This window comes from Pseudomonas fluorescens (assembly GCF_003732425.1).
GTDB classification, from domain to species: domain Bacteria; phylum Pseudomonadota; class Gammaproteobacteria; order Pseudomonadales; family Pseudomonadaceae; genus Aquipseudomonas; species Aquipseudomonas fluorescens_BE.
Window position 1 is genome coordinate 198,232 of record NZ_MOBX01000005.1, and the last position, 24,476, is coordinate 222,707.

At 59.9% G+C, this 24,476-nt stretch carries 21 protein-coding genes and 1 pseudogene; 13 read left to right on the top strand and 9 right to left on the bottom strand.

Translation table 11 applies throughout. From position 1 onward, the window contains the following. The first annotated feature begins 95 nt into the window (after window positions 1-95). On the top strand, window positions 96-899 hold the full coding sequence (locus tag BK670_RS08805; protein WP_123449453.1) for a phosphatase PAP2 family protein: 804 nt from the start codon (window positions 96-98) through the stop codon (window positions 897-899). A 167-nt stretch (window positions 900-1,066) separates the two neighbouring features. On the opposite strand, the gene BK670_RS08810 is transcribed toward BK670_RS08805, so the two are convergent. Beyond that, window positions 1,067-1,474, bottom strand: a complete 408-nt coding sequence (locus BK670_RS08810; protein WP_123449454.1) for an RNA-binding S4 domain-containing protein — start codon at window positions 1,472-1,474, stop codon at window positions 1,067-1,069. A gap of 117 nt (window positions 1,475-1,591) precedes the next feature. Here BK670_RS08810 and rimA point away from each other — a divergent pair, with 117 nt between their 5' ends. Genes rimA through rimK form a run of 3 tightly spaced genes read left to right on the top strand, consistent with a single transcriptional unit; the run spans window position 1,592 to window position 3,769 of the window. Beyond that, window positions 1,592-2,371, top strand: coding sequence for a S6 modification regulatory phosphodiesterase RimA (gene rimA / locus BK670_RS08815; RefSeq protein WP_123449455.1), 780 nt, complete (start codon window positions 1,592-1,594; stop codon window positions 2,369-2,371). A gap of 16 nt (window positions 2,372-2,387) precedes the next feature. After that, window positions 2,388-2,867, top strand: coding sequence for a retropepsin-like aspartic endopeptidase RimB (rimB, locus tag BK670_RS08820; RefSeq protein ID WP_123449456.1), 480 nt, complete (start codon window positions 2,388-2,390; stop codon window positions 2,865-2,867). Continuing rightward, window positions 2,864-3,769: a 30S ribosomal protein S6--L-glutamate ligase gene (rimK, locus tag BK670_RS08825; protein WP_007949201.1), complete on the top strand. Its 906-nt coding sequence runs from the start codon at window positions 2,864-2,866 to the stop codon at window positions 3,767-3,769. Before rimB ends, rimK begins: the two co-directional genes overlap by 4 nt. 129 nt (window positions 3,770-3,898) lie before the next feature. Here the strand turns inward: rimK and BK670_RS08830 are convergent, their stop codons facing one another. Beyond that, the gene (locus BK670_RS08830; RefSeq protein WP_123449457.1) at window positions 3,899-5,212 is read right to left on the bottom strand and encodes an ATP-binding protein; all 1,314 of its coding nucleotides are present in this window, start codon (window positions 5,210-5,212) and stop codon (window positions 3,899-3,901) included. 113 nt (window positions 5,213-5,325) lie between these two features. Next, window positions 5,326-6,066 carry an osmolarity response regulator transcription factor OmpR gene (ompR, locus tag BK670_RS08835; protein ID WP_034151877.1) on the bottom strand — a complete coding sequence of 247 codons (741 nt, stop codon included), beginning with the start codon at window positions 6,064-6,066 and terminating at the stop codon, window positions 5,326-5,328. Window positions 6,067-6,424: 358 nt separating this feature from the next. Here ompR and BK670_RS08840 point away from each other — a divergent pair, with 358 nt between their 5' ends. The 7 genes from BK670_RS08840 (at window position 6,425) to tauD (ending at window position 14,780) form a co-directional block, all read left to right on the top strand. After that, window positions 6,425-8,749 (top strand): Tex family protein, encoded by a 2,325-nt coding sequence (locus BK670_RS08840; RefSeq protein WP_123449458.1) that lies wholly within the window; start codon window positions 6,425-6,427, stop codon window positions 8,747-8,749. Beyond that, entirely contained in the window at window positions 8,749-9,132 is a 384-nt protein-coding gene (locus BK670_RS08845; protein WP_007917925.1) for a PaaI family thioesterase, read from the top strand. The genes BK670_RS08840 and BK670_RS08845 overlap by 1 nt, the downstream gene beginning before the upstream one ends. 248 nt (window positions 9,133-9,380) lie before the next feature. Further along, window positions 9,381-10,964 carry a glutamate--cysteine ligase gene (gene gshA / locus BK670_RS08850; protein ID WP_123449459.1) on the top strand — a complete coding sequence of 528 codons (1,584 nt, stop codon included), beginning with the start codon at window positions 9,381-9,383 and terminating at the stop codon, window positions 10,962-10,964. A gap of 207 nt (window positions 10,965-11,171) precedes the next feature. Continuing rightward, window positions 11,172-12,149: a taurine ABC transporter substrate-binding protein gene (tauA, locus tag BK670_RS08855; RefSeq protein ID WP_123449460.1), complete on the top strand. Its 978-nt coding sequence runs from the start codon at window positions 11,172-11,174 to the stop codon at window positions 12,147-12,149. Window positions 12,150-12,165: 16 nt separating this feature from the next. Further along, on the top strand, window positions 12,166-12,960 hold the full coding sequence (tauB, locus tag BK670_RS08860) for a taurine ABC transporter ATP-binding subunit (RefSeq protein ID WP_123449461.1): 795 nt from the start codon (window positions 12,166-12,168) through the stop codon (window positions 12,958-12,960). Continuing rightward, complete coding sequence (tauC, locus tag BK670_RS08865) at window positions 12,957-13,796, top strand: taurine ABC transporter permease TauC (protein ID WP_123449462.1); 840 nt, start codon at window positions 12,957-12,959, stop codon at window positions 13,794-13,796. The genes tauB and tauC overlap by 4 nt, the downstream gene beginning before the upstream one ends. A 141-nt stretch (window positions 13,797-13,937) precedes the next feature. Next, the gene (gene tauD, locus BK670_RS08870) at window positions 13,938-14,780 is read left to right on the top strand and encodes a taurine dioxygenase (protein ID WP_123449463.1); all 843 of its coding nucleotides are present in this window, start codon (window positions 13,938-13,940) and stop codon (window positions 14,778-14,780) included. Between the two features lie 129 nt (window positions 14,781-14,909). Here tauD and mgrA read toward each other — a convergent pair whose 3' ends face one another. The 3 genes from mgrA to BK670_RS08890 all read right to left on the bottom strand — a co-directional run bounded on the left by mgrA (window position 14,910) and on the right by BK670_RS08890 (window position 19,689). Further along, the gene (gene mgrA / locus BK670_RS08875; RefSeq protein ID WP_123449464.1) at window positions 14,910-15,947 is read right to left on the bottom strand and encodes an L-glyceraldehyde 3-phosphate reductase; all 1,038 of its coding nucleotides are present in this window, start codon (window positions 15,945-15,947) and stop codon (window positions 14,910-14,912) included. A 194-nt stretch (window positions 15,948-16,141) separates the two neighbouring features. Continuing rightward, window positions 16,142-17,461: an LLM class flavin-dependent oxidoreductase gene (locus BK670_RS08885; RefSeq protein ID WP_123449466.1), complete on the bottom strand. Its 1,320-nt coding sequence runs from the start codon at window positions 17,459-17,461 to the stop codon at window positions 16,142-16,144. A 2-nt stretch (window positions 17,462-17,463) separates the two neighbouring features. Continuing rightward, on the bottom strand, window positions 17,464-19,689 hold the full coding sequence (locus tag BK670_RS08890) for a TonB-dependent receptor (protein ID WP_123449467.1): 2,226 nt from the start codon (window positions 19,687-19,689) through the stop codon (window positions 17,464-17,466). 205 nt (window positions 19,690-19,894) lie between these two features. On the opposite strand from BK670_RS08890, the gene BK670_RS08895 reads away from it, so the two are divergent. Continuing rightward, the gene (locus BK670_RS08895; RefSeq protein ID WP_123449468.1) at window positions 19,895-20,932 is read left to right on the top strand and encodes a LacI family DNA-binding transcriptional regulator; all 1,038 of its coding nucleotides are present in this window, start codon (window positions 19,895-19,897) and stop codon (window positions 20,930-20,932) included. Between the two features lie 5 nt (window positions 20,933-20,937). Here BK670_RS08895 and BK670_RS08900 read toward each other — a convergent pair whose 3' ends face one another. Both BK670_RS08900 and BK670_RS08905 read right to left on the bottom strand, forming a co-directional pair. Beyond that, the gene (locus BK670_RS08900) at window positions 20,938-21,402 is read right to left on the bottom strand and encodes a type II toxin-antitoxin system HicB family antitoxin (RefSeq protein ID WP_404942474.1); all 465 of its coding nucleotides are present in this window, start codon (window positions 21,400-21,402) and stop codon (window positions 20,938-20,940) included. Next, window positions 21,399-21,581, bottom strand: a pseudogene (locus BK670_RS08905) (type II toxin-antitoxin system HicA family toxin). Before BK670_RS08905 ends, BK670_RS08900 begins: the two are co-directional and overlap by 4 nt. A 398-nt stretch (window positions 21,582-21,979) precedes the next feature. Here BK670_RS08905 and BK670_RS08910 point away from each other — a divergent pair. Then, entirely contained in the window at window positions 21,980-22,240 is a 261-nt protein-coding gene (locus BK670_RS08910; protein WP_123449469.1) for a hypothetical protein, read from the top strand. Window positions 22,241-22,264: 24 nt separating this feature from the next. On the opposite strand, the gene betT is transcribed toward BK670_RS08910, so the two are convergent. Further along, window positions 22,265-24,226, bottom strand: a complete 1,962-nt coding sequence (gene betT, locus BK670_RS08915) for a choline transporter BetT (RefSeq protein ID WP_185036752.1) — start codon at window positions 24,224-24,226, stop codon at window positions 22,265-22,267. Between the last annotated feature and the right edge of the window lie 250 nt (window positions 24,227-24,476).

Genomic DNA, 24,476 nt, shown 5'->3' on the forward strand with positions numbered 1-24,476 from the left:
ATCTGAAAGTGATGACAAAATGGTTACAAAACGTGAAAATTTGCGTTTCTTGGCACCCTTTTTGGTGCCGACTGCTTAGCCATGGGAGGCATTTTATGAACAATCCGGGTTTGTTCCAATCAAGGTGGAACCTCGGCCGGCTGGTTCTGTGCAACGCAGTGCCATTAGCGCTACTGGCTTTCTGGTTATGGCCTACGGGCAACTCGCTGTGTGTGATTTTCGACGAGTGGCTGTTCCGCTCGCTCAACACACCGCTGGCCAGCAACCCGATATGGCTCCACATCTGGGCAATTGCAAGTCTGCGCCCGTTCGACATCGTTGTCGGGCTGATTCTGCTGACGCTGCTGATCAAGGGCGACTGGGTGTTCAAGGCCATTGATGTGCGTCGTGCATTCTTCGGTTTTTTCTCGATCCTGCTGTTGATGGTGGTGATCCGCACGCTGTTTTCCAAGTTCGCCGACCACATGGACTGGCAACACAGCAGCCCGTCGATGGTGCTGGAAGGCGCGGTGCATATCAGCGATTACTTCCCGCACCTGGAGAAGACCTGGGAGCTGAAGGATCGCTCGAGCCAGAGTTTCCCCGGTGATCATGCTTCGGTGTTGCTGATCTGGGCGCTGTTCATGGGCGTGTTCAGCCGTACGGTTGGCCAGTTTGTGACGATCTGGGGTCTGGCATTGTTGTTCATGCTGCCGCGTCTGGTGGCCGGTGCGCATTGGGGTCAGGACGATTACATCGGCGGTATGCTGCTGGCGGTGTGGGCGTTGGGCTGGGGTTACTACACGCCGTTTGCGTATCACGCCGCGAACTTCTGGCTGAAGGTGACGGCGCCGGTCTTTGCGTTGCTGGGCAAGTTGCCGCTGGTTTCGCGGATGAGTGTGGTATCAGCAGCAAACTGACAGTTTTGCGCAACACCTGTGGCGAGGGAACTTGCTCCCGCTGGCGGCCGAAGGACGCTCTGTTCCATCGAGCACGTATTCCAGAATACAAACGCATCGACGGGTATAGCGACTGCTGCGCAGCCGAGCGGGACGGTGCGACGATTCGACAAGCTCCCTCGCCACAATTACTCGTCGTTACTGCTGCCGCGAAACTTGAACAAATCCCGCCGCTGCTTCTTGCTCGGCTTGCCGTCGGTGCTCACACCCAGCGCCCCCGCCTTGCGCATCGCCGCAGCCGCTTCACGCTTGGCAATGCTCGCCTCGGTCTCCGAATACAACGTCTGCGCTTCGGGCGCGCCACGCCGCACAATTGACAACGCCTCGACCTTCACCGTGCGCACCTCAAAACCGGTACGAATCTCGAACTCATCACCAATGCGCGGCTCTTTGCCAGGCTTGCAGCGCTCACCGCGACAATGCACCTTGCCGCTTTCGATCGCCGCTTTGGCCAAGGCACGGGTTTTGTAAAAACGCGCGGCCCACAGCCACTTGTCGAGACGGACCTTGTCGTCCTCTTCGCTTTTTTGTGCCATTTGAATTCCTCGTTCAGCCAGTAGTCGGAACTGTACTACCGTTTCTGTCGGGCGCAAGAACTCGGCCCTCCAGATAGACTGTGATCTTGGCCGGTGCACCGGCATGGGGGTGCTCGAGTGACTAAATTTCCCTCTTCATTGACCTCGACCCACACCGGTTGCCAGGGCTGCCAGCACAGTGAACCTTTGGGCTTCGATTTTGACTATGCCTACCAACCCATCGTGGACCTGCGCGGCCAGTCGATTTTTGCCCATGATGCACTGGTTCGTGGTGTGAACGGTGAAGGCGCACTCACTGTGTTGGATCAGGTTACAGAAGAAAACCGCTACCGTTTTGACCAGCTCTGCCGGACCCGCGCCATTGAAGGCGCGGCCGATCTAAATATGCAGACACACTTGTCGATCAACTTCATGCCCAACGCCGTCTATCGTCCAGAGCTGTGCATTCGCAGTACGCTCGAGGCGGCAAAAAAACATCGTTTCCCCATCGACCGACTGATTTTCGAAACCCTGGAAAGCGAGCACGTAGATAACTATCGCCATTTGACCAATATTCTGCGTGAATACCGCGAATTCGGCTTCAAGACTGCCATCGACGATTTCGGTGCCGGTTATTCGGGGCTCAATCTGCTGGCCGATTTCCAACCGGACCTGATCAAACTCGACATGGCGCTGATCCGCGATGTCGACCAAGACCGTGTTCGTCAGGCGATCGTCCGGGGGATTGTCACAATCTGTGCGGAGTTGAACGTTACAGTCATTGCCGAAGGCATCGAGAGCGCCGGTGAACGGGATTTCCTGGCGGACTGTGGAATATTTCTGATGCAGGGATACTGGTTCGCCAAACCTGCATTCAAAGCGTTGGCCCGGATTTCACCTGAGGCCTGGACGCGTTAATCGTTGGTTTTTTCTATTGAAGACATTTGACCATTTGACCGTTGTCGGTCTGCGCGAGTGGGTGGCGCTCCCGGATTTGGGAGTCGCGGGCCTGCGAGCGAAAATCGACACTGGCGCTAGCACTTCCAGCCTGCATGCCACCGACATCGAACCGTTCGAACGCGACGGCGAGAAGTGGGTGCGTTTCACCGCGCACCTGGGCACGGTGGTGCAGTTGCGTCACCGCCGCTGCGAAGCGCCGCTGGTGACGCGCAAAACCATCAAGAGCTCCAACGGACATGCCCAGGAGCGTTATGTGATCAGCACCACCCTTGCCCTGGGTGATCGGGTCTGGCCGGTCGAGTTCACCCTCGCCTGCCGCAAGTCCATGCGCTATCGCCTGTTGCTCGGTTCCAAAGCCCTGATCGATGGCCAGTTGGTGGTCAATCCGGGTATCAAGTATGTACAAGACAAGCCGGTGTTCCCGGTATCTACCTCCTCCACAGGTGTTGCATGAAGATCGCTGTGCTGTCGCGGAACCCGCGTCTGTATTCCACCCGCCGTCTGGTCGAAGCCGGAACCGAGCGCGGGCATGAAATGGTAGTGATCGACACCTTGCGCGCCTACATGAACATCGCCAGCCACAAGCCGCAGATCCACTATCGCGGCAAACCGCTGGAGGGTTTCGACGCGGTGATTCCGCGGATCGGCGCGTCGGTGACGTTTTACGGCTGCGCGGTGTTGCGCCAGTTTGAAATGATGGGGGTGTTCCCGCTCAATGAATCGGTGGCCATCGCCCGCTCGCGGGACAAGCTGCGTTCACTGCAACTGCTGTCGCGGCGCGGCATCGGTCTGCCGGTGACCGGTTTTGCTCACTCGCCGGATGACATTCCCGACCTGATCGACATGGTCAACGGCGCGCCATTGGTGATCAAGGTGCTGGAAGGCACCCAAGGCATCGGTGTGGTGTTGTGCGAAACCGCCACGGCGGCAGAGTCGGTGATCGAGGCGTTCATGGGCCTGAAGCAAAACATCATGGTTCAGGAATACATCAAGGAAGCGGGCGGCGCGGATATTCGTTGCTTCGTGGTGGGCGACAAAGTCATCGCCGCGATGAAGCGTCAGGCCAAGCCGGGCGAATTCCGCTCCAACCTGCATCGTGGCGGCAGCGCCAGCCTGATCAAGATCACCCCGGAAGAACGCATGACCGCATTGCGCGCCGCGAAAGTCATGGGCCTGGCGGTGGCGGGTGTGGACATCCTGCGTTCCAATCACGGGCCGCTGGTAATGGAAGTGAACTCGTCACCGGGTCTGGAAGGGATCGAGACCACCACGGGGAAGAATGTGGCGGGGATCATCATCGAGCATCTTGAGAAGAATGGCGGGCCGAATATGACTCGCACCAAGGGCAAAGGTTAACCCAGAGATATTCGGCGGCTGGAAAGCCGCCTTCGCGAGCAGGCTCGCTCCCACAGTTGATCGCATTCCAAAATGTGGGAGCGAGCGTGCTCGCGAAGGGGCCATCCGCCCTATTGAAGATCTCAGCGCTTAAACAGCATCACGCGGCAACATCAACCCCAACGGCAACCGCACCCGCGCCTCCAATCCGCCTCCGGAGCGGTTGCGCAGTTCGACATTGCCGCCATGCATCGAAGCAATCCGCTTCACGATCGCCAGGCCCAGGCCTGTGCCTTTGCCACCGCGGGCACGATCGCCTCGGGTGAACGGGTTGAAAATCGCCTCAAGCTCCGAAGGATCGATACCCGCGCCACGGTCCATCACGCTCAGCACCACATACGGCGCACTGACGTCACCGGACACATAAGCTGCGACCTCAACGCTGCCACCGGCATGGTTCAAGGCGTTGCCGATCAGGTTGTTGAGCAACCGCTTCATCGACACCCGACGCAACGGAAACGGCTGGATCGGCTCCAGACGCAAACGCACCCGCTCTTCATTCTGGTTGTACGGCGCAGCCACTTCGCGCACCAGATCGCTGAGATCCACCTCTTCCACAGACTCGTCGCGACCATCGCGAATAAACGCGAGGAACTGGTCGAGAATCGCGTCCATGTCTTCGATGTCGCGGACCATGTCATCGGTCAAGTCATTGCGATCGCCCATCAACTCCAGCGACAGGCGCAATCGGGTCAATGGTGTGCGCAAGTCATGGGACACACCGGCCAGCATCAATTCGCGCTCGCGTCCGGCCTGTTCGACGTCTTCGGCCATCTGGTTGAAGGCGCGATAGACCTCGGTCATTTCGCTCGGCGTGTCGCTGATCGGCAGCCGCACGCTGCGGCCCTGACCGAGTTGCCGGGCGGCGTAGACCAAGCGTTTCAATGGCTGGTTGAGCTGGCTGACGAAAATCCATGCAGACGCCGTCGACAACAAGCCGATGGCGAGGAACCAGCCGAGCACGTTCCAGATTTTCTGGCCGCGCAACGGGTGCGGATACAACGGCACCTTCAGCCAGCCATCACCGAGGCTCGGCGCACGCACCCACAATGCCGGCGGCGAATGCATGCGCAAACGCACTTCGGTATCGGCGCCCAGCTCCGCCTGCATCTGCCGCTGGTAGATTTCGCTGTACGGCCAGTGCTGCTCACCTTCCGGCACACCGGCGCCGACCACCCGGATCAGGGTCGCGGCATCAGCGATCTTCGCGCGGTTTTCTTCGTCAGCGGCCCAATAGGCACGCAGCGTCAGGGCGACGCCGTGGCTGTATTGGCGGTCCACCAGCACGTCCTCGTTCATCAACAGATAAACCAGGGTCAGCGCTTTGGAAAACAGCACGACGATGAGCACCAGCCAGAGGGTGCGGGAGAAAAAACTTTGGGGGAACCAGACGGGGGTTTTCATCTATAACCGCTACACACTTGCAGGAGCGAGCCATGCTCGCATATTGCGGATTGCGAGTCTGCGGGCATGGCCGTTCGACCAAGACCTGCAGACCCGCTCCTACAAATCACCGATCACTTGGTGGCAGCACCATCGGGTACGAACACGTAGCCCACGCCCCAGACAGTCTGGATATACCGTGGCTTCGACGGATCAGGCTCGATCATGCGGCGCAGACGGGAAATCTGCACGTCGATGGAACGCTCAAGGGCATCCCACTCGCGGCCACGGGCCAGGTTCATCAGCTTGTCGCGAGTCAGCGGCTGACGCGCGTTCATCACCAAGGCCTTGAGTACCGCAAACTCACCAGTGGTGAGCATGTGCACTTCTTCGCCGCGTTTCAGCTCGCGAGTGGCCAGTGACAACACGTAATCACCGAAGGTGACATTTTCGTCTTCACTGCCCGGCGCGCCCGGTACCGGTGCGGCCTGACGGCGCAGGACGGCTTTGACCCGGGCCATCAGCTCGTCCGGGTTGAATGGTTTGGCCAGATAATCGTCGGCGCCCAGTTCCAGACCCTTGATGCGGCTCAACTCATCGCCTTTGGCAGTGAGCATGATGATCGGAATCTGGTTGTTCGCGCCACGCAGGCGGCGGCAAGCAGTCAGACCGTCTTCGCCGGGCAGCATCAGGTCGAGGACGACCAGATTGAAGACTTCACGCGACAGCAGACGATCCATCTGCTCTGTATTGGGTACGGTACGGGCACGGTAGCCCTTGCTGACGAAAAAACGTTCCAGCAGGCTGCTTAGGCCCGGATCATCGTCAACGATGAGAATTTTTTCGCCTTCAGCAGTTTGTGCAGTGCTGCTCATTAGATGCTCCTTTTAGCTCGGCGCGCATTATGGCGTAGCTGTCGTTATACGCACCGTGTGCATTGTTAGCAGATTTTTCCTTCACTGCCAGAAAACCGGGGTTTATGCCTACAGACTGCAACGCCCCCGAATGACAGAACGCTGGTTATAATGCGCGGCGTTTTGTGCCAGGCAACGTCTGAATCGTTACCGCAGGTGGCAGGCTTTTTTTCCAGCCGCACGCAGTAATTGTTCGATTTCACGGGTCAACGGGCTGCCTTTTGACCCAGGCAGCGGCAATTTTCTAGCCGCTCAACCAGACTCCGGGCCTTTATTTCCGTGCCTGCGAGCCTGCTTTCACAATATGTCAGGTGGTTTTATGGACAGCATCAACAGCCGCATTGCCGAGGAACTCGGTGTACGCCCACAACAGGTCGAAGCGGCCGTCGCGCTACTCGATGAAGGCTCTACCGTTCCCTTCATCGCCCGTTACCGGAAAGAAGTCACCGGCAGCCTCGATGACACCCAGTTGCGTCATCTGGAAGAGCGTCTGCGCTACCTGCGAGAACTCGACGAACGGCGCATCAGCATCCTCGCCAGCATCGAAGAGCAAGGCAAACTCACCCCAGCCCTTGAGCGCGACATCAAACTCGCCGACACCAAAACCCGCCTCGAAGACTTGTACCTGCCGTACAAACAGAAGCGCCGCACCAAGGGCCAGATCGCCCTGGAAGCCGGCCTCGGCGAGCTGGCTGATGGGCTGTTCAACGACCCGAACCTGACCCCGGAAACCGAAGCCGCACGCTTCGTCGACGCGGAAAAAGGCGTGGCCGATGTGAAGGCAGCGCTGGAAGGCGCCAAGTACATCCTGATGGAGCGCTTCGCCGAAGACGCCAGCCTGCTGGAAAAACTGCGCAATTACCTGAAGCAGGAAGCGACCCTCAGTGCCCGCGTCATCGCCGGCAAGGAAGAAGAAGGCGCCAAATTCCGCGACTACTTCGAACACGACGAGCCACTGAAAAGCATGCCGTCGCACCGCGCACTGGCGATTTTCCGTGGCCGCAACGAAGGCATTCTCAGTTCCGCGCTGAAAGTCGGCGACGAACTGCCGGGCACCATGCACCCGTGCGAAGGCATGATCGGTCAGCAATTCAACATCCAGAACCAGAACCGCCCGGCCGACAAATGGCTCGGCGAAGTGGTGCGCTGGACGTGGAAGGTCAAGCTCTACACGCACCTGGAAACCGACTTGCTCGGCGAGCTGCGTGACGGCGCCGAAACCGAAGCGATCAACGTGTTCGCGCACAACCTGCACGACTTGCTGCTGGCCGCGCCGGCCGGCCCGCGCGCAACCCTAGGCCTCGACCCGGGCCTGCGTACCGGTTGCAAAGTGGCAGTGGTCGACTCCACCGGCAAACTGCTCGATCACGCCACGGTTTACCCGCACGTGCCGCACAACAAGTGGGATCAGACCATCGCCATTCTGGCCGCTCTGTGCGCCAAGCACTCGGTTGACCTGATCGCCATCGGCAACGGCACCGCCAGCCGCGAAACCGACAAACTGGCGATCGAGCTGATCAAAAAATATCCAGCCATGAAGATGACCAAAGTCATGGTCTCCGAAGCTGGCGCATCGGTGTACTCGGCGTCGGAACTGGCGGCTAAGGAGTTCCCGGATCTGGACGTGTCGATCCGTGGCGCGGTGTCCATCGCCCGCCGCTTGCAGGATCCACTGGCAGAACTGGTGAAGATCGATCCGAAATCCATCGGTGTCGGCCAGTACCAGCACGACGTTTCGCAGCTGAAACTGGCGCGCGGCCTGGATGCTGTGGTCGAGGATTGCGTGAACGCCGTTGGCGTTGACGTGAACACCGCTTCGGTGGCGCTGCTGGCCCGTATCTCCGGCCTCAATGCGACGCTGGCGCAGAACATCGTGACGCACCGTGACGAACACGGCGCGTTCAAAACCCGCGCAGCACTGAAGAAAGTCGCGCGTCTGGGCGAAAAAACCTTCGAACAGGCAGCCGGCTTCCTGCGCGTAATGAACGGCGACAACCCGCTGGATTCTTCGGCCGTCCACCCGGAAGCCTATCCGCTGGTGCAGCGCATTGCCGCTGAAACCGACCGTGACATTCGCTCGCTGATCGGCGATGCCGCGTTCCTCAAGCGTCTGGATCCGAAGAAATTCACCGACGAGACCTTCGGCCTGCCTACCGTCACCGACATCCTTCAAGAACTGGAAAAACCGGGCCGCGACCCGCGTCCAGAATTCAAGACTGCCGAGTTCCAGGAAGGTGTTGAAGACCTTAAAGACCTGCAACTGGGGATGATCCTCGAAGGCGTCGTCACCAACGTGACCGCGTTCGGTGCATTCGTCGACATCGGCGTGCATCAGGACGGTCTGGTGCACATCTCAGCGCTGTCGGAGAAGTTCATCAAGGATCCGCGGGAAGCGGTGAAGGCCGGCGACGTGGTGAAAGTGAAGGTCATGGAAGTCGACATCCCGCGTAAACGCGTCGGCCTGTCGATGCGTATGGGCGACACCCCGGGCGAGAAGATCGACGGTGCCCGTGGTTCGCGTCCAGGATCGGCGCAACGCCAGCCTTCGAACAACGCGCCACGCAAGGAAACCGCGACCGCAGCGCCGGTGAACAATGCGATGGCTTCGCTGTTCGCCAACGCCAAGCAGTTGAAGAAACGCTGATGGAGATTCCGGCCGGGCTCGTCGAGAGCGCGTTTTTCAAGCTGTTGGGCTGCCGCCTGCACAGCCTGGAAACCGGGGTGGCGCAAGTCGCCCTGGTGCTGGAGCCGGAACTGCGCAATCGCGGCGGCAAATTGCACGGTGGCGCGCTGTTCAGTCTGGTCGACATCGCCATGGGGCTGGCCTGTTCCAGCACCCACGGCTTCGATCAGCAGAGCGCGACCATCGAGTGCAAGATCAACTATATCCGCGCCGTTTCCGACGGTGAGGTGCTGTGCACGGCGCGGGTGATTCACCCGGGCCGCCGTACTTTGGTGGTCGAAGCCGACGTGATGCAGGGCGACAAACTGGTCGCAAAAGCGCAAGGCACGTTCGCTGTCCTGTAGATGTTGATCATCATTTTGAGTTAATTTCGGCGCAATGAATCCTGTAGGAGCTGCCGCAGGCTGCGATCTTTTGATTTTGTTTTCCAACAGCAAGATCAAAAGATCGCAGATCTGCGGCAGCTCCTACAGGTTATGTGTGCGGCTGACCGGCTAGTAAAACCAGGCGAAAACGCCAGTTTCAACTTCACCCTTGTAGACCGTCCTGCCCACCCCCATATTGGGGCGACTGACGCGTGAAGGAATCCAAATTGAGCGAACTTCTCAACCGCCGCCTGGCTCTGCTCGGTGAGCGCGCCAACCTCTCTCTGCTCGAACAGTGCCTTCACGGTATCGAACGTGAATGCCTGCGCGTGACCAGCGAGGGTCGACTGGCGCAAACGCCGCACCCCGAAGCCTTGGGTTCCGCGCTGACCAATGAACAAATCACCACCGACTACTCCGAGTCGCTGCTGGAATTCATCACGCCCGCCCTGCCGGATCCGGCTGACACTCTGGCGAGCCTGGACAAGATTCACCGTTTTGCCTACAGCAAGCTCGGCAACGAGTACCTGTGGAGTCCATCGATGCCGTGCCCGTTGCCGGCCGAGGAAGACATCCCGATCGCCTATTACGGCACTTCCAACATTGGTCAACTCAAGTACGTCTACCGCAAGGGTCTGGCCCTGCGTTATGGCAAGACCATGCAGTGCATTGCCGGGATTCACTACAACTTCTCCCTGCCGGAAAAGCTCTGGCCACTGCTGCGCGAAACCGAAGGTTTTGTCGGCACTGACCGCGATTTCCAGTCGACGTCCTACATCGCCCTGATCCGCAACTTCCGCCGTTACAGCTGGCTGCTGATGTACCTGTTCGGTGCCTCGCCGGCGCTGGACGCAGGCTTCCTGCGCGGCCGTTCGCATCAGCTGGAACAACTCGATCCCGACACCCTGTACCTGCCGTACGCCACCAGCCTGCGCATGAGCGACCTCGGTTACCAGAGCAACGCCCAGGCCGGTCTGACGCCGTGCTACAACGATCTGTCGAGCTATACCGACAGCCTGCGTAAAGCCGTGGCCACGCCATACGCGCCGTACGTGGAAGTCGGCACGCACAAGGATGGCGAGTGGGTGCAGCTCAACACCAACATCCTGCAGATCGAAAACGAGTACTACTCCAACATCCGCCCGAAACGCGTGACCTACACCGGCGAGCGGCCGATTCAGGCACTGGTGGCCCGTGGCATTCAGTACGTTGAAGTGCGTTGCCTGGACATCAACCCGTTCCTGCCGATGGGCATTGACCTCACCGAGTCGCGCTTCCTCGACGCCTTCCTGCTGTACTGCGCGCTGAACGACAGTCCGTTGCTGACCAACACTTCGTGCGGCAACGCGACGTCGAACTTCCTCAGTGTGGTCAAGGAAGGTCGACGTCCGGGCCTGCAATTGCAGCGTGACGGTCAGCCGGTCGAGATGAAGACCTGGGCGGCCGAACTGCTGGAGCAAATCGCCCCACTGGCGGCGTTGCTGGATCAAAGCCATGGCGGCGATGCCCACAGCAAGGCGCTGGACGCGCAACTGGCCAAGGTCAGCGACCCGTCCCTGACACCGTCCGCGCAGGTTTTGGCGGCGATGGCCGAGCACAAGGAAAGCTTTGCGCAGTTCTCGCTGCGTCAGAGCCAGGCCCATGCCGAGTTTTTCCGCAGCGAGCCATTGGCGGCGGATGAGCAGGCGAAGTTTGAAGAGCTGGCGCGTACTTCTCTGGCAGCGCAGGCTGAGCTTGAGCAGAACGAGGTGGGCGATTTCGACGTGTTTGTCGGGTCGTATCAGGCGAGTATTCTGGCGATCAGTAACTAAGCGTTGTCGATAAAAAAGATCGCAGCCTTCGGCAGCTCCTACAGGGTGAACGCCTATCCCATGTAGGAGCTGCCGGAGGCTGCGATCTTTTGATCCTTAGATTTTTCCGCTCATAAGCTCATTCTAAAAAGTTATTTATTTACTGATTCTTAGATCATTTAGTCTCCTTTCACGCCGACGCTCGGTCGCCTGATATGGAGCTGTTCAATGAAACTGAATTTCCCGCTTCGCCTGCTGGCCGTGGCCTCGTTGGCTGCCGCAAGCGTTCTGACTCAGGCCGCCGACCTCACCGTCGCCTACCAAACCACTGTTGACCCGGCGAAAGTCGCCCAGGCCGACGGTGCTTACGAAAAAGCCACCAAAGCCGATATCGCCTGGCGCAAGTTCGACAACGGCGCCGATATCATTGCCGCCATCGCTTCCGGTGATGTGCAGATCGGCTACCTCGGCTCGAGCCCGTTGACCGCCGCGATCACCCGCAAAGTCCCGGTCGAAACTTTCCTTATCGCCACCCAGATCGGCGCCGCCGAAGCACTGGTCGCCCGCGACGGTTCCGGGATCAAGACCCCGCAGGATCTGATCGGCAAGAAAATCGCCGTGCCGTTCGTGTCCACCGGTCACTACAGCCTGCTCGCCGCACTGAAGCACTGGAACATCGACCCGTCGAAAGTCACCGTGCTCAACCTCGCCCCGCCAGCGATCATTGCCGCGTGGAAACGCGGTGACATCGACGCCACCTACGTTTGGGATCCGGCGCTGGGCGTCGCCAAAGAAAATGGCAAGGTGCTGATCACGTCCGGCGAACTGGCCAAGTTTGGCGCGCCAACCTTCGATGCGTGGATCGTGCGCAAAGACTTCGCCGAGAAACACCCGGAAATCGTCACCGCGTTCGCCAAGGTCACCCTCGACGCCTACGCCGACTACCGCAAAGACCCGAAAGCCTGGCTCGCCGATCAATCCAACGTCGACAAACTGGTGAAACTCTCCGGCGCCAAGGCCAGCGACATTCCGCTGTTGCTGCAAGGCAACGTCTACCCGCTGGCGGCGGACCAGGTCGTCAGCCTCGGCGCGCCGACCACCAAAGCCATCACCGACACCGCCGCGTTCCTCAAGGAGCAAGGCAAGGTCGAAGCGGTTCTGCCGGACTACGCGCCGTACGTCAGCGCCAAATACATCACCAACTGATCGGGAGTTAACCGCGATGGCCTTGCTACAGCTGGAGCGCATCAGCGCACAGTACCCGGGCAGCCCGACACCGGTGCTGGCGGATATTTCTCTGACCCTGGGGCCTCAGCAATTGCTGGTGGCCCTCGGCCCGTCCGGCAGTGGCAAGACTTCGCTGTTGAACCTGATTGCCGGCTTCGTCGAACCGAGCGCCGGGCGCATCACCCTCGACGGCGTGCCGGTCAAAGGTCCGGGCGCCGAACGTGGCGTGGTGTTCCAGGACGACGCTCTGCTGCCTTGGCAGGACGTGTTGGCCAACGTTGCGTTCGGTCTGGAACTGGCCGGTGTCGCCAGGGAAAAACGCGAAAAGATCGCCCGTGAAATGCTCGCGCTGGTTGATCTCTCCGGTTTCGAAAACCGTCGTATCTGGCAACTCTCCGGGGGCCAGAAACAACGTGTTGGCCTCGCCCGCGCCCTCGCCGCCGACCCGCGCGTGTTGCTGATGGATGAGCCTTTCGGTGCCCTCGACGCATTCACTCGCGAGCAGATGCAGGAGCTGCTGCTGCAAGTCTGGCAGCGCACCGCCAAACCGGTTTTTCTGATTACCCACGACATCGAAGAAGCGGTATTCCTCGCCACTGACCTGATTCTGCTCGCGCCGAATCCGGGGCAGATCGTTGAGCGTCTGCACCTGGATTTCGGTCAGCGTTATGCCGCTGGCGAGTCCGCCCGGGCGATCAAATCCGATCCGCGTTTTATCGAAACCCGCGAGCACGTGCTGAGCAAAGTGTTCTCGCAACGCAGCGCCGTGCAACGGCAGGAGCGCGCATGAGCAGTTACGACGTTTCCTCGGCTGCGGTAAAACCGGTCAGCGCTTCGGCGGTCATTCCCGTACGCCGCAGCCTCAGCACACGCTGGATCAGCTTGCTGACGTTGTTTGCATTGTTGGCCATCTGGTGGGCGGTCGCCGCCAGCGGCTTGATCGAACCGCTGTTCCTGCCGCCACCGTCCGCCGTGCTGCAAAAAGGCTGGTTGCTGGCAACCACCGGGTACATGGATTCGACGCTGTGGCAGCACCTCGGCGCGAGTCTGAGCCGCATCGGTCTGGGCCTCGGCTTCGCCATTTTGACCGCCGTGCCGGTGGGCATTGCCATTGGCGCCAATCGCATCGCCCGTGGCGTGCTTGATCCGCTGATCGAGTTCTATCGCCCTATCCCGCCGTTGGCCTATCTGCCGCTGATCGTGATCTGGTGCGGCATCGGCGAATTGTCGAAAGTGCTGCTCATCTACCTGGCGATTTTCGCGCCGATTGCCATCGCTACCGCGACCGGTGTGCGTACGGTTGATCCAGCAAAATTGCGCGCGGCGCAGTCGCTGGGCGCGACTCGCGTGCAGCTGATTCGTCATGTGATTTTGCCGAGCGCTCTGCCGGACATTCTCACCGGCGTGCGCATTGGTCTGGGGGTTGGCTGGTCGACGCTGGTTGCGGCCGAACTGATTGCCGCCACCAGTGGTTTGGGCTTCATGGTGCAGTCGGCCGCGCAGTTCCTGGTCACCGATGTGGTGGTGCTGGGGATTCTGGTCATCGCCCTGATCGCCTTCGCCATGGAGATGGGCCTGCGCGCCCTGCAGCGCAAATTGGTGCCATGGCACGGCCAGGCCCACTAAAGCATTTTTTGAATCACCTCCTGTAGGAGCTGCCGCAGGCTGCGATCTTTTGATCTTGATCTTCTTAAAAACAAAATCAAAGATCGCAGCCTGCGGCAGCTCCTACAGGGAGGTGGTTATCCGCAATTGAAGAGAAAGACCATGAGCAGCCTTAACATCACCCCATTAAGCTCAGCCCTCGGCGCACAGATCAGCGGCGTCGACATCAGCCAGCCGTTGAACCTGGAACATCGCGATGCCATCGAGCAGGCGCTGCTCAAGTATCAAGTGTTGTTCTTCCGCAACCAGCCAATCGAACCGCCGCAACAGGCGCGTTTCGCCGCGTACTTCGGCGATCTGCATATTCACCCGATCTACCCGAACGTGCCGGAACAACCGGAGGTGCTGATCCTCGACACCGCCGTCACCGACGTGCGCGACAATGCGATCTGGCACACCGACGTGACCTTCCTGCCGACACCTGCGATGGGTGCGGTGCTCAGTGCCAAGCTGCTGCCGGAGTTTGGCGGCGACACGTTGTGGGCCAGCGGGATTGCTGCGTACGAAGCGCTGTCGGCGCCGATGAAAGGCTTGCTTGAAGGGCTGACCGCGACTCACGATTTCACTCGCTCGTTTCCGCTGGAGCGCTATGGCAACACACCGCAAGCGCTGGCGCAGTGGGAAGAGGCACGACGCAAGAATCCACCGCTGTCGCACCCGGTGATCCGTACACATCCGGTCAGCGGGCGGCGCGCGTTGTTCGTCAATGAAGGTTTCACATCGAAGATCAATGAGCTGTCGGAAACCGAGAGCGAGGCGATTCTGAAGTTTCTGTTGGCCCACGCGACGCGGCCGGAGTTCACCATTCGCTGGCGCTGGCAGAAAGACGATATTGCGTTCTGGGATAACCGCGTGACCCAGCATTACGCGGTAGACGATTACCGCCCCGCACGGCGGGTGATGCAGCGGGCGACGGTGTTGGGGGATGTGCCGTTTTTTCGTTGAGTTTTCTGTTACTGCTACCGGCCTCATCGCCAGCAGGCTGGCTCCCACATTGGAATGCAATCCACCTGTGGGAGCCAGCCTGCTGGCGATAGCGATGTTTCAGGCGCCAGAATATCCGGTGCCTGTCACTCACTCCGCCGTCGAAGGCTTCTCCCAAAGATTGATCCCGCCCTCTTGGGCAAACCGGTCAATCTCCGCCAGTTCTTCTGCACTGAAGCTCAGATTCTTCAACGCCCCGACGTTCTCGATAATCTGCTCCGGCCGGCTCGCGCCGATCAGTGCCGAAGTCACCCGTGGATCCCGCAACGTCCACGCCAGCGCCAGTTGCGCCAGGCTTTGACCGCGACGTTTGGCGATCTCGTTCAACGCCCGCACATGAGCAATGTTGGCGTCGGACAAATGCGAAGCCTGCAACGAACCACCGCCCGGACGATTGACCCGCGCATCCGCCGGCACGCCGTTGAGGTATTTGTCGGTGAGCAGACCTTGCGCCAGCGGGGTGAACGCGATCACGCCTGTGCCGAGTTCATCGGTGGTATCGAGCAAATCCTTTTCCACCCAGCGATTGAGCAGGTTGTACGCCGGCTGATGAATCAGCAACGGCACCTTCCACTCTTTCAGCAGCGCCGCCATCTCACGGGTTTTCACCCCGGAATACGACGAGATACCGATGTACAACGCCTTGCCCTGTTGCACCGCAGTGGCGAGGGCGCTGGCGGTTTCTTCCAGTGGGGTGTCCGGGTCGAAACGGTGCGAGTAGAAGATATCCACATAGTCCAGACCGAGGCGTTGCAGGCTCTGGTCGAGGCTGGCCAGCACGTATTTGCGCGAGCCGCCGCCCTGGCCGTAAGGACCGGGCCACATGTCCCAACCAGCCTTGCTGGAGATGATCAATTCGTCGCGGTACTGCTTGAAGTCTTCGCGCAGCAAACGACCGAAATTGATCTCGGCGCTGCCGTACGGCGGGCCGTAGTTGTTGGCCAGGTCGAAGTGGTTGATCCCTAGGTCGAACGCGGTGCGCAGCAAGGCACGCTGGGTGTCGATCGGCGTGCTGTCGCCGAAGTTGTGCCACAGGCCCAGCGACAGCGCCGGCAGCACCAGACCGCTACGGCCGACGCGGCGGTAAGGAATGGAGTCGTAGCGGTTTTCGGCAGCGGTGTAAGTCATCGAATCCTCTCTTGTTTGATTAACAGCAAATTGAGGGTGAAACCAAACCTGTGGCGAGGGAGCTTGCTCCCGCTCGGTTGCGCAGCCACCGCAAACCATCCAGCAAGGTGTACCTGAGGCAATGCGTTTTCAGGTTTTGGGGCTGCTTCGCACCCCAGCGGGAACAAGCTCCCTCGCCACAAAAGCTCCATCAATCATGCGAAGCGATTTGCAGGGCGAACCAGGCCCAGATTCTCGCGCAAGGTCCGGCCCTCATACTCGGTTCTGAACAGCCCACGCCGTTGCAGTTCCGGGACCACGCCATTGACGAAGTCTTCGAGCCCGCCCGGCAGGTGTGGCACCAGCACGTTGAAGCCATCCGCAGCGCCCTGTTCGAACCACTCTTGCAACCGATCAGCAATCTGCTCCGGCGTACCGACCAGGCTGTAATGCCCGCGCCCGCCCGCAATCTTGCGACCCAGTTCAGCGAGGGTCAGGTTCTCCCGCCCGGCCAGTTCAGTGAGCAATTTCTGCCGACTCTGCTGACCGCTTTCCGTCAGCGGTAATTCCGGTAGCGGCCCGTCCAGCGGGTACTTCGACAAATCGAAGTTGCCCAGCATACGCCCAAGCAACACGACGCCAACCTCGGGTTCGACTAATTGCTGAAACGTTTCACATTTTTCCTGCGCTTCGGCATCGCTGCGACCGACCACGACGAAAACCCCGGGCATGATTTTCAGCGAGTCAGCGCTGCGCCCGTACTTGGGCAAACGTGCTTTGAGGTCGGCGTAAAACGCTTGGGCATTGGCCAACGAAGTCTGCGCGGTGAACACCACTTCAGCCGTCTGCGCCGCCAGTTCGCGCCCGGCCTGCGAAGAACCGGCCTGAACGATCACCGGGTGCCCCTGGGGCGAGCGCGCGAGGTTCAGCGGGCCTTTGACCCGGAAGTGCTCGCCAGCGTGATCCAGCACATGCAATTTCCCAGGGTCGTAATACGCGCCAATGGCCTTGTCGCGAATAAACGCATCATCCTCCCAACTGTCCCATAGCCCGGTTACCACCTGATGAAACTCGCGGGCACGGCTGTAGCGTTCGGCATGCCCAAGATGTTCATCTCGGCCGAAATTCAGCGCTTCGGCCGCGTTGTCCGAGGTCACCAGATTCCATCCTGCACGCCCAGCCGAAAGGTGATCGAGCGAAGCGAATTTGCGCGCCACGTGGTACGGCTCGTTGTAACTGGTGGTCGCCGTGGCGATCAGGCCGATGCGCTCTGTCACCGCACTCAGCGCCGAGAGCAACGTCAGCGGTTCAAAGTGATCGGAGCGTGCCATGCGACTGGCGATGTCCTGGGTTGGCGCGGCAACGCTGTCAGCGACAAATAACGCATCGAACTTCGCCGCCTCGGCAATCTGCGCCAGTTGCTTGTAGTGGGTGAAATCCAGGCCGGCGTTGGCCGGCACCTCCGGATGACGCCATGCCGCCACGTGGTGCCCGGTGGCCATGAGAAATGCGCCGAGTTTCAGCTGTCTGCTCATCGTCAGAAATCCTTGCGCAGTTGCACGCCAAAGTAACGCTCGTCATCCCGTGGAACGGCGCGGTAGATGTAGTTGCCGCCGCTGGCGAGCAGGGGCGAATAAGACTTGTCGGTGAGGTTCTTGCCCAGCAGCGCGACGCGCCAGCCATTGCTGTAATCGGCCAAGGCGACGCTGGCGTTCCACAGACCGTAGGCGCCTTGTTTGGTGTCAACGTTCTGGCTGATGTCGTACTGCACCTCGCTCTGCCAGCTGTAGTCGGTGCCGAGTTCGATATCCAGGCCGTTATCCAGCGGGATGGTGTAGTCGGCGCGCACGTAGCTTTTCCAGTCAGGGCTGAACGGCAGCGGTTTGCCGTTGACGTTGCACGACGCGGCCGCGCCTGCCGGGCAGGCGAATTCGTCGATGCGCGCACGGGTGTAGGCCAGCGCGCCGGACAGCTTCAATTGCTGGGTCGCCTGCAAGGCGTAATCGAGTTCGACGCCTTCGGTGCTGACGCTGCCGGCGTTGATAAGACGCGTCACCACTTGCCCGGCAACGGTGTCGAAGAAGTTCGCCTGATAGTTATCGTAGTCGCTGTGGAACACCGCCAGGTTGGTGGTCAGGCGATTGTTCCAGCTGGTCGCTTTGATCCCCGCCTCCCAGGTGTTCGAGGTCTCCGGTTTCAGCGCTTCGGTGTCACGCGGCTGCATGTTGAAGAACACGTTGTAGGCCGGGCCTTTGTAGCCGCGCGAGTAGGTCAGATACGTGGTGACCGTATCGCTCAGGTCGTACTGCACGCCGAGGCGGCCGGACCAGCCGTCTTCGTCCACTGAACCGGAACTGCTGGTGGCCGGTTGAATGCCGCTGACCGTGGTCGCCGAGGTCGAGACGCGGCGGTGATCGTATTCCAGATCATCGTGGGTGTAGCGCAGGCCGGCGATGCCGCGAAAGTCCGAGGTGAAGTTCAGCGTGCTCTCGCCAAACACGGCGTAACTGTCGCTGGTCGTGCTGTAGTTGGCGACGCCACGGTCGGTGCGCGTTGTCGTGGTCAATGTGCGCTGATAGGTCTCGTCATCCTTGCCGTGCATGTAGAACAGGCCGCCGACGTATTCAAGGAATTCACCTTTTGGAGAAGCCAGGCGCAGTTCCTGCGAGTACTGATCAAAGGCCAGATCACCTTTGTCCGCCGTGCCGGGAAACGCCGCCGTCACCGTGCCGAGGCGGTCGCCATCCTGATACTGCGTATTGTCCCAGCCGCGCCACGCGGTGATCGACGTCAGGGTGTAATCGCCCAGTTGCCAGTCGAGCTGGCCGGACAGACCTTTGTTGGTGTCCTCAACGTGTGAGCGGGTGTCGGTGTTGATGTCGCGGTTGTGGCTGCTCGCATTGACCGGGCTCAGCGCGTTGGCGAAGGCCGGGGTCAGCGACTTGCTGACCACGCCGTTGGGGCCGTCGTCGTGGGACTGCATGTAGTCGGCGATCAGGGTAAAGGTGACGTCGTCGTTCGGGGTGAATTCGAGTTTGCCGCGCACGCCGCGGTGGTTGTAGCCGCTGACCTCCTGACCGTTGTGTTTGTTATCGACGTTACCGTCGTAGGTACCGAACAACGTACTGATCGAGCCTTTCAACGTGTCCGGAATCAGGCTGCCGCCAATGCCGAAACGGGTGCGGCTTTCGTTACCGCTGTAGTACGACTGATCGATGTAGCCGTGGGTCTCGGCGGTCGGTGCCTTGCTGGTGATGTTGAGCACACCGGCCGAGGCGTTTTTGCCGAACAGCGTGCCTTGCGGGCCACGCAATACTTCGACGCGCTCCAGATCCAGCAGATCCAGCGTGGACTGCCCCGGACGCGCATACACCACGCCGTCGATCACCGTCGCCACGGTCGGCTCGACGCCCGGCGAGGTGGAAATCGTACCGACGCCGCGCACGAACAAAGACGTGTCTTTGTTCGACGCGCCAGTGCGGAAGTTCAGCGACGGCACTTGCTGGACGATGCTCGCCACGCCGTTGCGGTTGTCGCGCTCAAGTTGTTCGCCGTCGATCACCGAGACCGCGACCGGCACTTTTTGCAGCGACTCTTCGCGGCGCGTGGCGGTGACGGTCACGGATTTGAGAGTTGGTTCCTGATCACTGCTCTCGGCAGCGAATGCGTTGGGCAACGGTAGCGCCGCCAACCCCGTGAATAACCAGCCGGCGGCGCGAATCGACTGCGCCAGTGTGTGTGTCGCCCCAGGAATGTTGTGCATGTTTGCCCGCTCGAAATTGGCCCTGAACCGCTGCCGTTCTGCGACGACAGCGCCTGAATCGGTGTCTTGGGCATTCGCTCGAGCGAGTAGCAGACAGCGCGCTTTGTTAGCGCTACCATCGACAGTATTGGCAAGCCGCACATAGAGCGTCCAATACTGAAAAATTACTTTTATATGCGATTTGGTTTTTAAGAAGGATCGACCCTTGAGCGAAGAAAAGCCACGCAAACGTCGTGGCGCCGGACGTGTAACGCTGAATGCCGTGGCGCGCCAAGCCGGGGTTTCGGCGATCACCGTGTCGCGCTACTTCAATCAGCCCGAGCAGGTTTCGCCCGAGCGCCGCGAGCGGATTGCGGCGGTGGTAGCGGAGTTGGGTTACGTGCCGAATCTGGTGGCCGGTGGCTTGGCGTCAGCGCGAGGGAAAATCGTCGGCATGGTCATCCCGAACATCTCCGGGCCGATCTTCGCCAATACCATTCAAGGTTTCAGCGATACGCTTAGCCGCCATGGCTATCAGCTGTTGCTGGCGTCGAGTTACTTCAGCACCGAGCAGGAAGAAAATGCGGTGCGCGCGTTTCTCGGCTGGTCGCCGGCGGCGCTGGTGCTGACCAGTCACTTTCACAGTGCGGGCACGGAAAAGATGATCGCCGAGGCGGATGTTCCGGTGATCGAAACCTGGGATTACCAGCCGGATCGCGAGCCGATGCAAATTGGTTTTTCGCATTTTGAAGTGGGCGTGACGGCAGCCAGGTATCTACTGGAAAAAGGCTACCAACGTATCGCCTTCGTGCAGAACAGTGCATCGGGCGACTTCAGCGCGCTGGAGCGCCGCGACGGTTACGCGGCGACTCTGCGCGAATCTGGATTAGAACCCTGGGTGTTCGCCCCCGACGCTGATCGCGCACCATTCGAGGCCGGCAAACAGGCGATGGACGCCCTGATGAGCGCATCCCCGCGCCCCGATGCGATCATCTTCGCCAACGACAACCTCGCCGCCGGCGGCCTGCTCGCCGGGCAACGCGCGGGTTTGAAAATCCCCGAAGACTGCGCCGTGCTTGGCTTCGGCGACTACCCGTTCGCCGAGATGCTTTTGCCAAGTCTGAGCACGATCAAACCACCGGCACTGGAGATCGGCGTACTGGCTGCAACACGCGTACTGGAAAGCCTCGGCGTCTTGCCTAGCGACGAGGTGCAACGCCTGAATCTACTGCAATGCCAGGTGATCGAACGCGAAAGTACCTGACTTCGCTATACCGACAGTTCGCGCAAGGCGGCCGCCGCGAGGAAACCGGAGCGGGATCGATAGCGCTGGTCACGTCGGACTGTCTGGTCAATACGCTCAAGTAGTTGCTCAGGCAATGTGGCGTTAAAACGCACTGACTTGCCGAAATACGGGGTGATATCAAAATCGACCACACCCCAGATCCCCCCGGCGTAATCCGGATTATCGAGATGCGCATCAATGTCCCGCACCTGAGGCAAAGGCGCGCCGTCGGCGACCAAACCCTCATAGTGAAGCGCCAGCGCCTCCTGAGTATTTTCAAAAGCATCAGCGACCGTAGTGCCTGCGGAGAAACAGCCCGGGACATCCGGGATGATAACTCCGTAGTCTGAATCGGCATCCTTGTGCAGAACGACCGGGAATTTCATATGAGTGAGTCCTTCCTCTGACAGGCCAATCAAGGGGCCCTCGTTTCCAATAGCAGGCCTCATTTCAAGCCCGCCTGTTTCAAAATGCTGTTGATCGTGCCCTTCGGCAGATCCGATTCAGGGTGCTTGATCGTCACCCTTCCCTACTTGAGCGGATGCTTGTATTGGTGGTGGCTGCCTTTCACCGCTACCAGAAACCAACCATCGTCCTCGATCATCCTGATCATTTCCCGACTGCGCATTTCCTTTGCCCTGTTCGACCGCTGGAGCTATTCACTCTAGGGGACGCAGGCGGATTTCATACACACGATACACACTAAGATAAATATTAGCTCACTGAACCAGCACTCGGTTGTGGGTTAGATCAACGGCAGCCGGGTGCCAAGAAGAAAAATACCCCGCCAGCCACACTCTCTTTAAGAGTCGCAAAATGTGTGCAATCTCGAGACATGACGTGCAGTGGCGGGGGCTGGATTGGCTATGCTTTAAAGGATACCGAGGTGGCCCTATCGCGAGCAGGCTCACTCCTACAGGGGTTGCGTTGTACATAAAATTCATGTGCAACCACGCGCCACAAGGAGCGAGCCTGCTCGCGAAGGCGCTCTTCCCGGCACTGCACCTCCACCAGGCAGAACGCCCCATGCACACCACCATCATCATTTTCTTCGGCCTGGTCTTGCTCGCCCTGATGCTCTACATCGGCGAACGCATCGGCTTCAGCCGCCAGACCATGGCCTACGGCTTCGCCGCGCTGTGGCTGGCATTGACGGTGATTAACGGCGCGGTAGGGGTGGTGCACGCGGGCCAGCCGCTGGGTTCGGAAATCGCGATTGGCAGTGCGGTGTTCGGTGTGCCGATGGCAGCGATGGTGTTGTTCATGGTGCTGAGCGCCGAGTCGTGAATCGACCCGGCGCCCAGCTGCCAATCAACGCACCAGATGCAGGAACTGCATGTGCCGTTCGTACTGGTCGAGGATGTCGTTGATGATCTGTTCTTTGGTGTAGCCGACCAGATCGTAGTCCTGACTGCCCTCGCTCAAATGCACCTCGGCACGGTAGTAGCGACGATTGTTGAGCTGCTTGGAACCCATGCCACCGCGCGCGAACGACGGCGTGAAGTAGCCGCGCATCTGCACTTGGTAGATGAACGGATGCTGCTCGCCGTGGCCGATTTCCAGGCTGACGTTGTCGTGCGAGGGATCCGGCTGAGTGACCACGTTGAGGCCTTTTTCAACGAACACCGCCGTCACTTCCTCAATCGCCGGGCGCACTGTGGTGTCCATGAAACGGTACACCTCGTCACGCGACGGGAAGTGCACCGCCTGACTCAGGCGCTGACGCCAGCCGCCCGTTCCACGCCGCGCACCGGAGACCGGAGCCAGCGAATGCAACTGCGCGATCTGCTTCTGCGACTCCAGATAGAACGCCTTGTGCAAACCCCACATCATCAGCAGCAAGATCAGCGAGAACGGCAGCGACGTCAGCACTACCGCTGATTTCAGCGCGTCGATGCTGCCGGAGAACAGCAGCGCGCTGGTGATCAGCGCGGTCATCGCGCCCCAGAACACTCGCAGCCATTTCGGCCCGTCTTCGTCCGGGTTGCCGCCCTTGGCCGACAGCGTCGAAAGCACCACGGTGCCGGAGTCGGCAGAGGTGACGAAGAACACGAAGCTGATAAACACCGTCACGGCGATGACGGTTTTGCTCCACGGGTAGGTTTCCAGCAGCAGGTAAATGCTCATCGACGGGTTGTCGATGGCCGACATGCCCAGCGCGCTCATGCCGTGGTTGAGCACTTGATCCAGCGCGCTGTTGCCGAAAATTGACATCCACGCGAGGGTGAAACCGAGCGGGATCAGCAGTACGCCGAAGACGAATTCACGGATGGTCCGGCCACGGGAAATCCGTGCGATGAACAGGCCCACGAACGGCGACCATGCAATCCACCAGGCCCAGTAAAACACCGTCCAGCCACCGAGCCAGTCGCTCGGTTTGTCGTAGGCGTAAAGGTCAAAACTCTTCATCGGCAAGGCGCCGAGGTAGTCGCCAAGGTTCTGGATCAAGGTGTTGAGCAGGTGCTGGGTAGGCCCGGCGAACAACACGAACAGCAGCAGCGCGCAGGCCAGCAGCATGTTGATGTCGGACATCACCCGCACGCCTTTATCGACGCCGGAGACGGCCACGATGATCGCCGCGCCCATCATCAGCGTGATCAGGCCAACCTGAATCCACTGGGTGTGAGCGATGCCGAACAAGTAGTCGAGACCGGAGTTGAGGTGCAGCACACCGAAGCCCATGTCGGCACCCAGACCGAACACCGTGGCGATGATGCCGAAGCCGTCCACTGCGTAACCGATCGGGCCGTTGATACGCTTGCCGATCAGCGGGTACAGCGCTGAACGCAGGGCCAGCGGCAGGTTGTGGCGATAGGCGAAATACGCCAGCGCCATGCCGACGAAGGCGAATACGCCCCAGCCATGCAGGCCCCAGTGCAGAAACAGAACTTGCATCGCCTGACGTGCCGCGTCTGCCGTGCCCGCCTCGCCTTGCGGGGGTTGGAGCATGTGGGTCAGCGGTTCAGAGACGCAGAAGAAAAACAGCGTGATGCTGATCCCGGCGGCGAACAGCATGCCGGCCCATGACAGGTAACTGAATTCGGGCTCGTCGTGGTCGGCACCGAGTTTTATCTTGCCGTAGCCGGATAAGGCGGTGACCACCACGAAGACCAGATACAGCGTCATCGCGAGCATGTAATACCAGCCGACCGTATTGGCCGCCCAGTTTTGCGCTTGCAGCAGCCAGGCTCCAGCCTGTTCCGGCATAGCGATAACAACCAGACCAAACAGCAGAATGACCGTCGCGGCGAAATAAAACACCGGCGGATTCATGCGCACCAGACCGCTGGCGGGGGTAGACGATGCACTCATGAAAGGTGCACCTCAAGGAATTGAAACGTGGCTGAAATGATCGGACTCAGCAAAGGCAAGCCTCCTGTTGTGAGCGGGCAGCGAACCACCGGTTTAACTTGAATGAACGTTCAAGTTAAACATGGATGGGGTCGCAAGGACTAATCGTACGGCTAGGCGGTAGTTTTCTTACGCTAGCTCAAGGAGGGGTATGACGCGGGTTTGGAGGGAT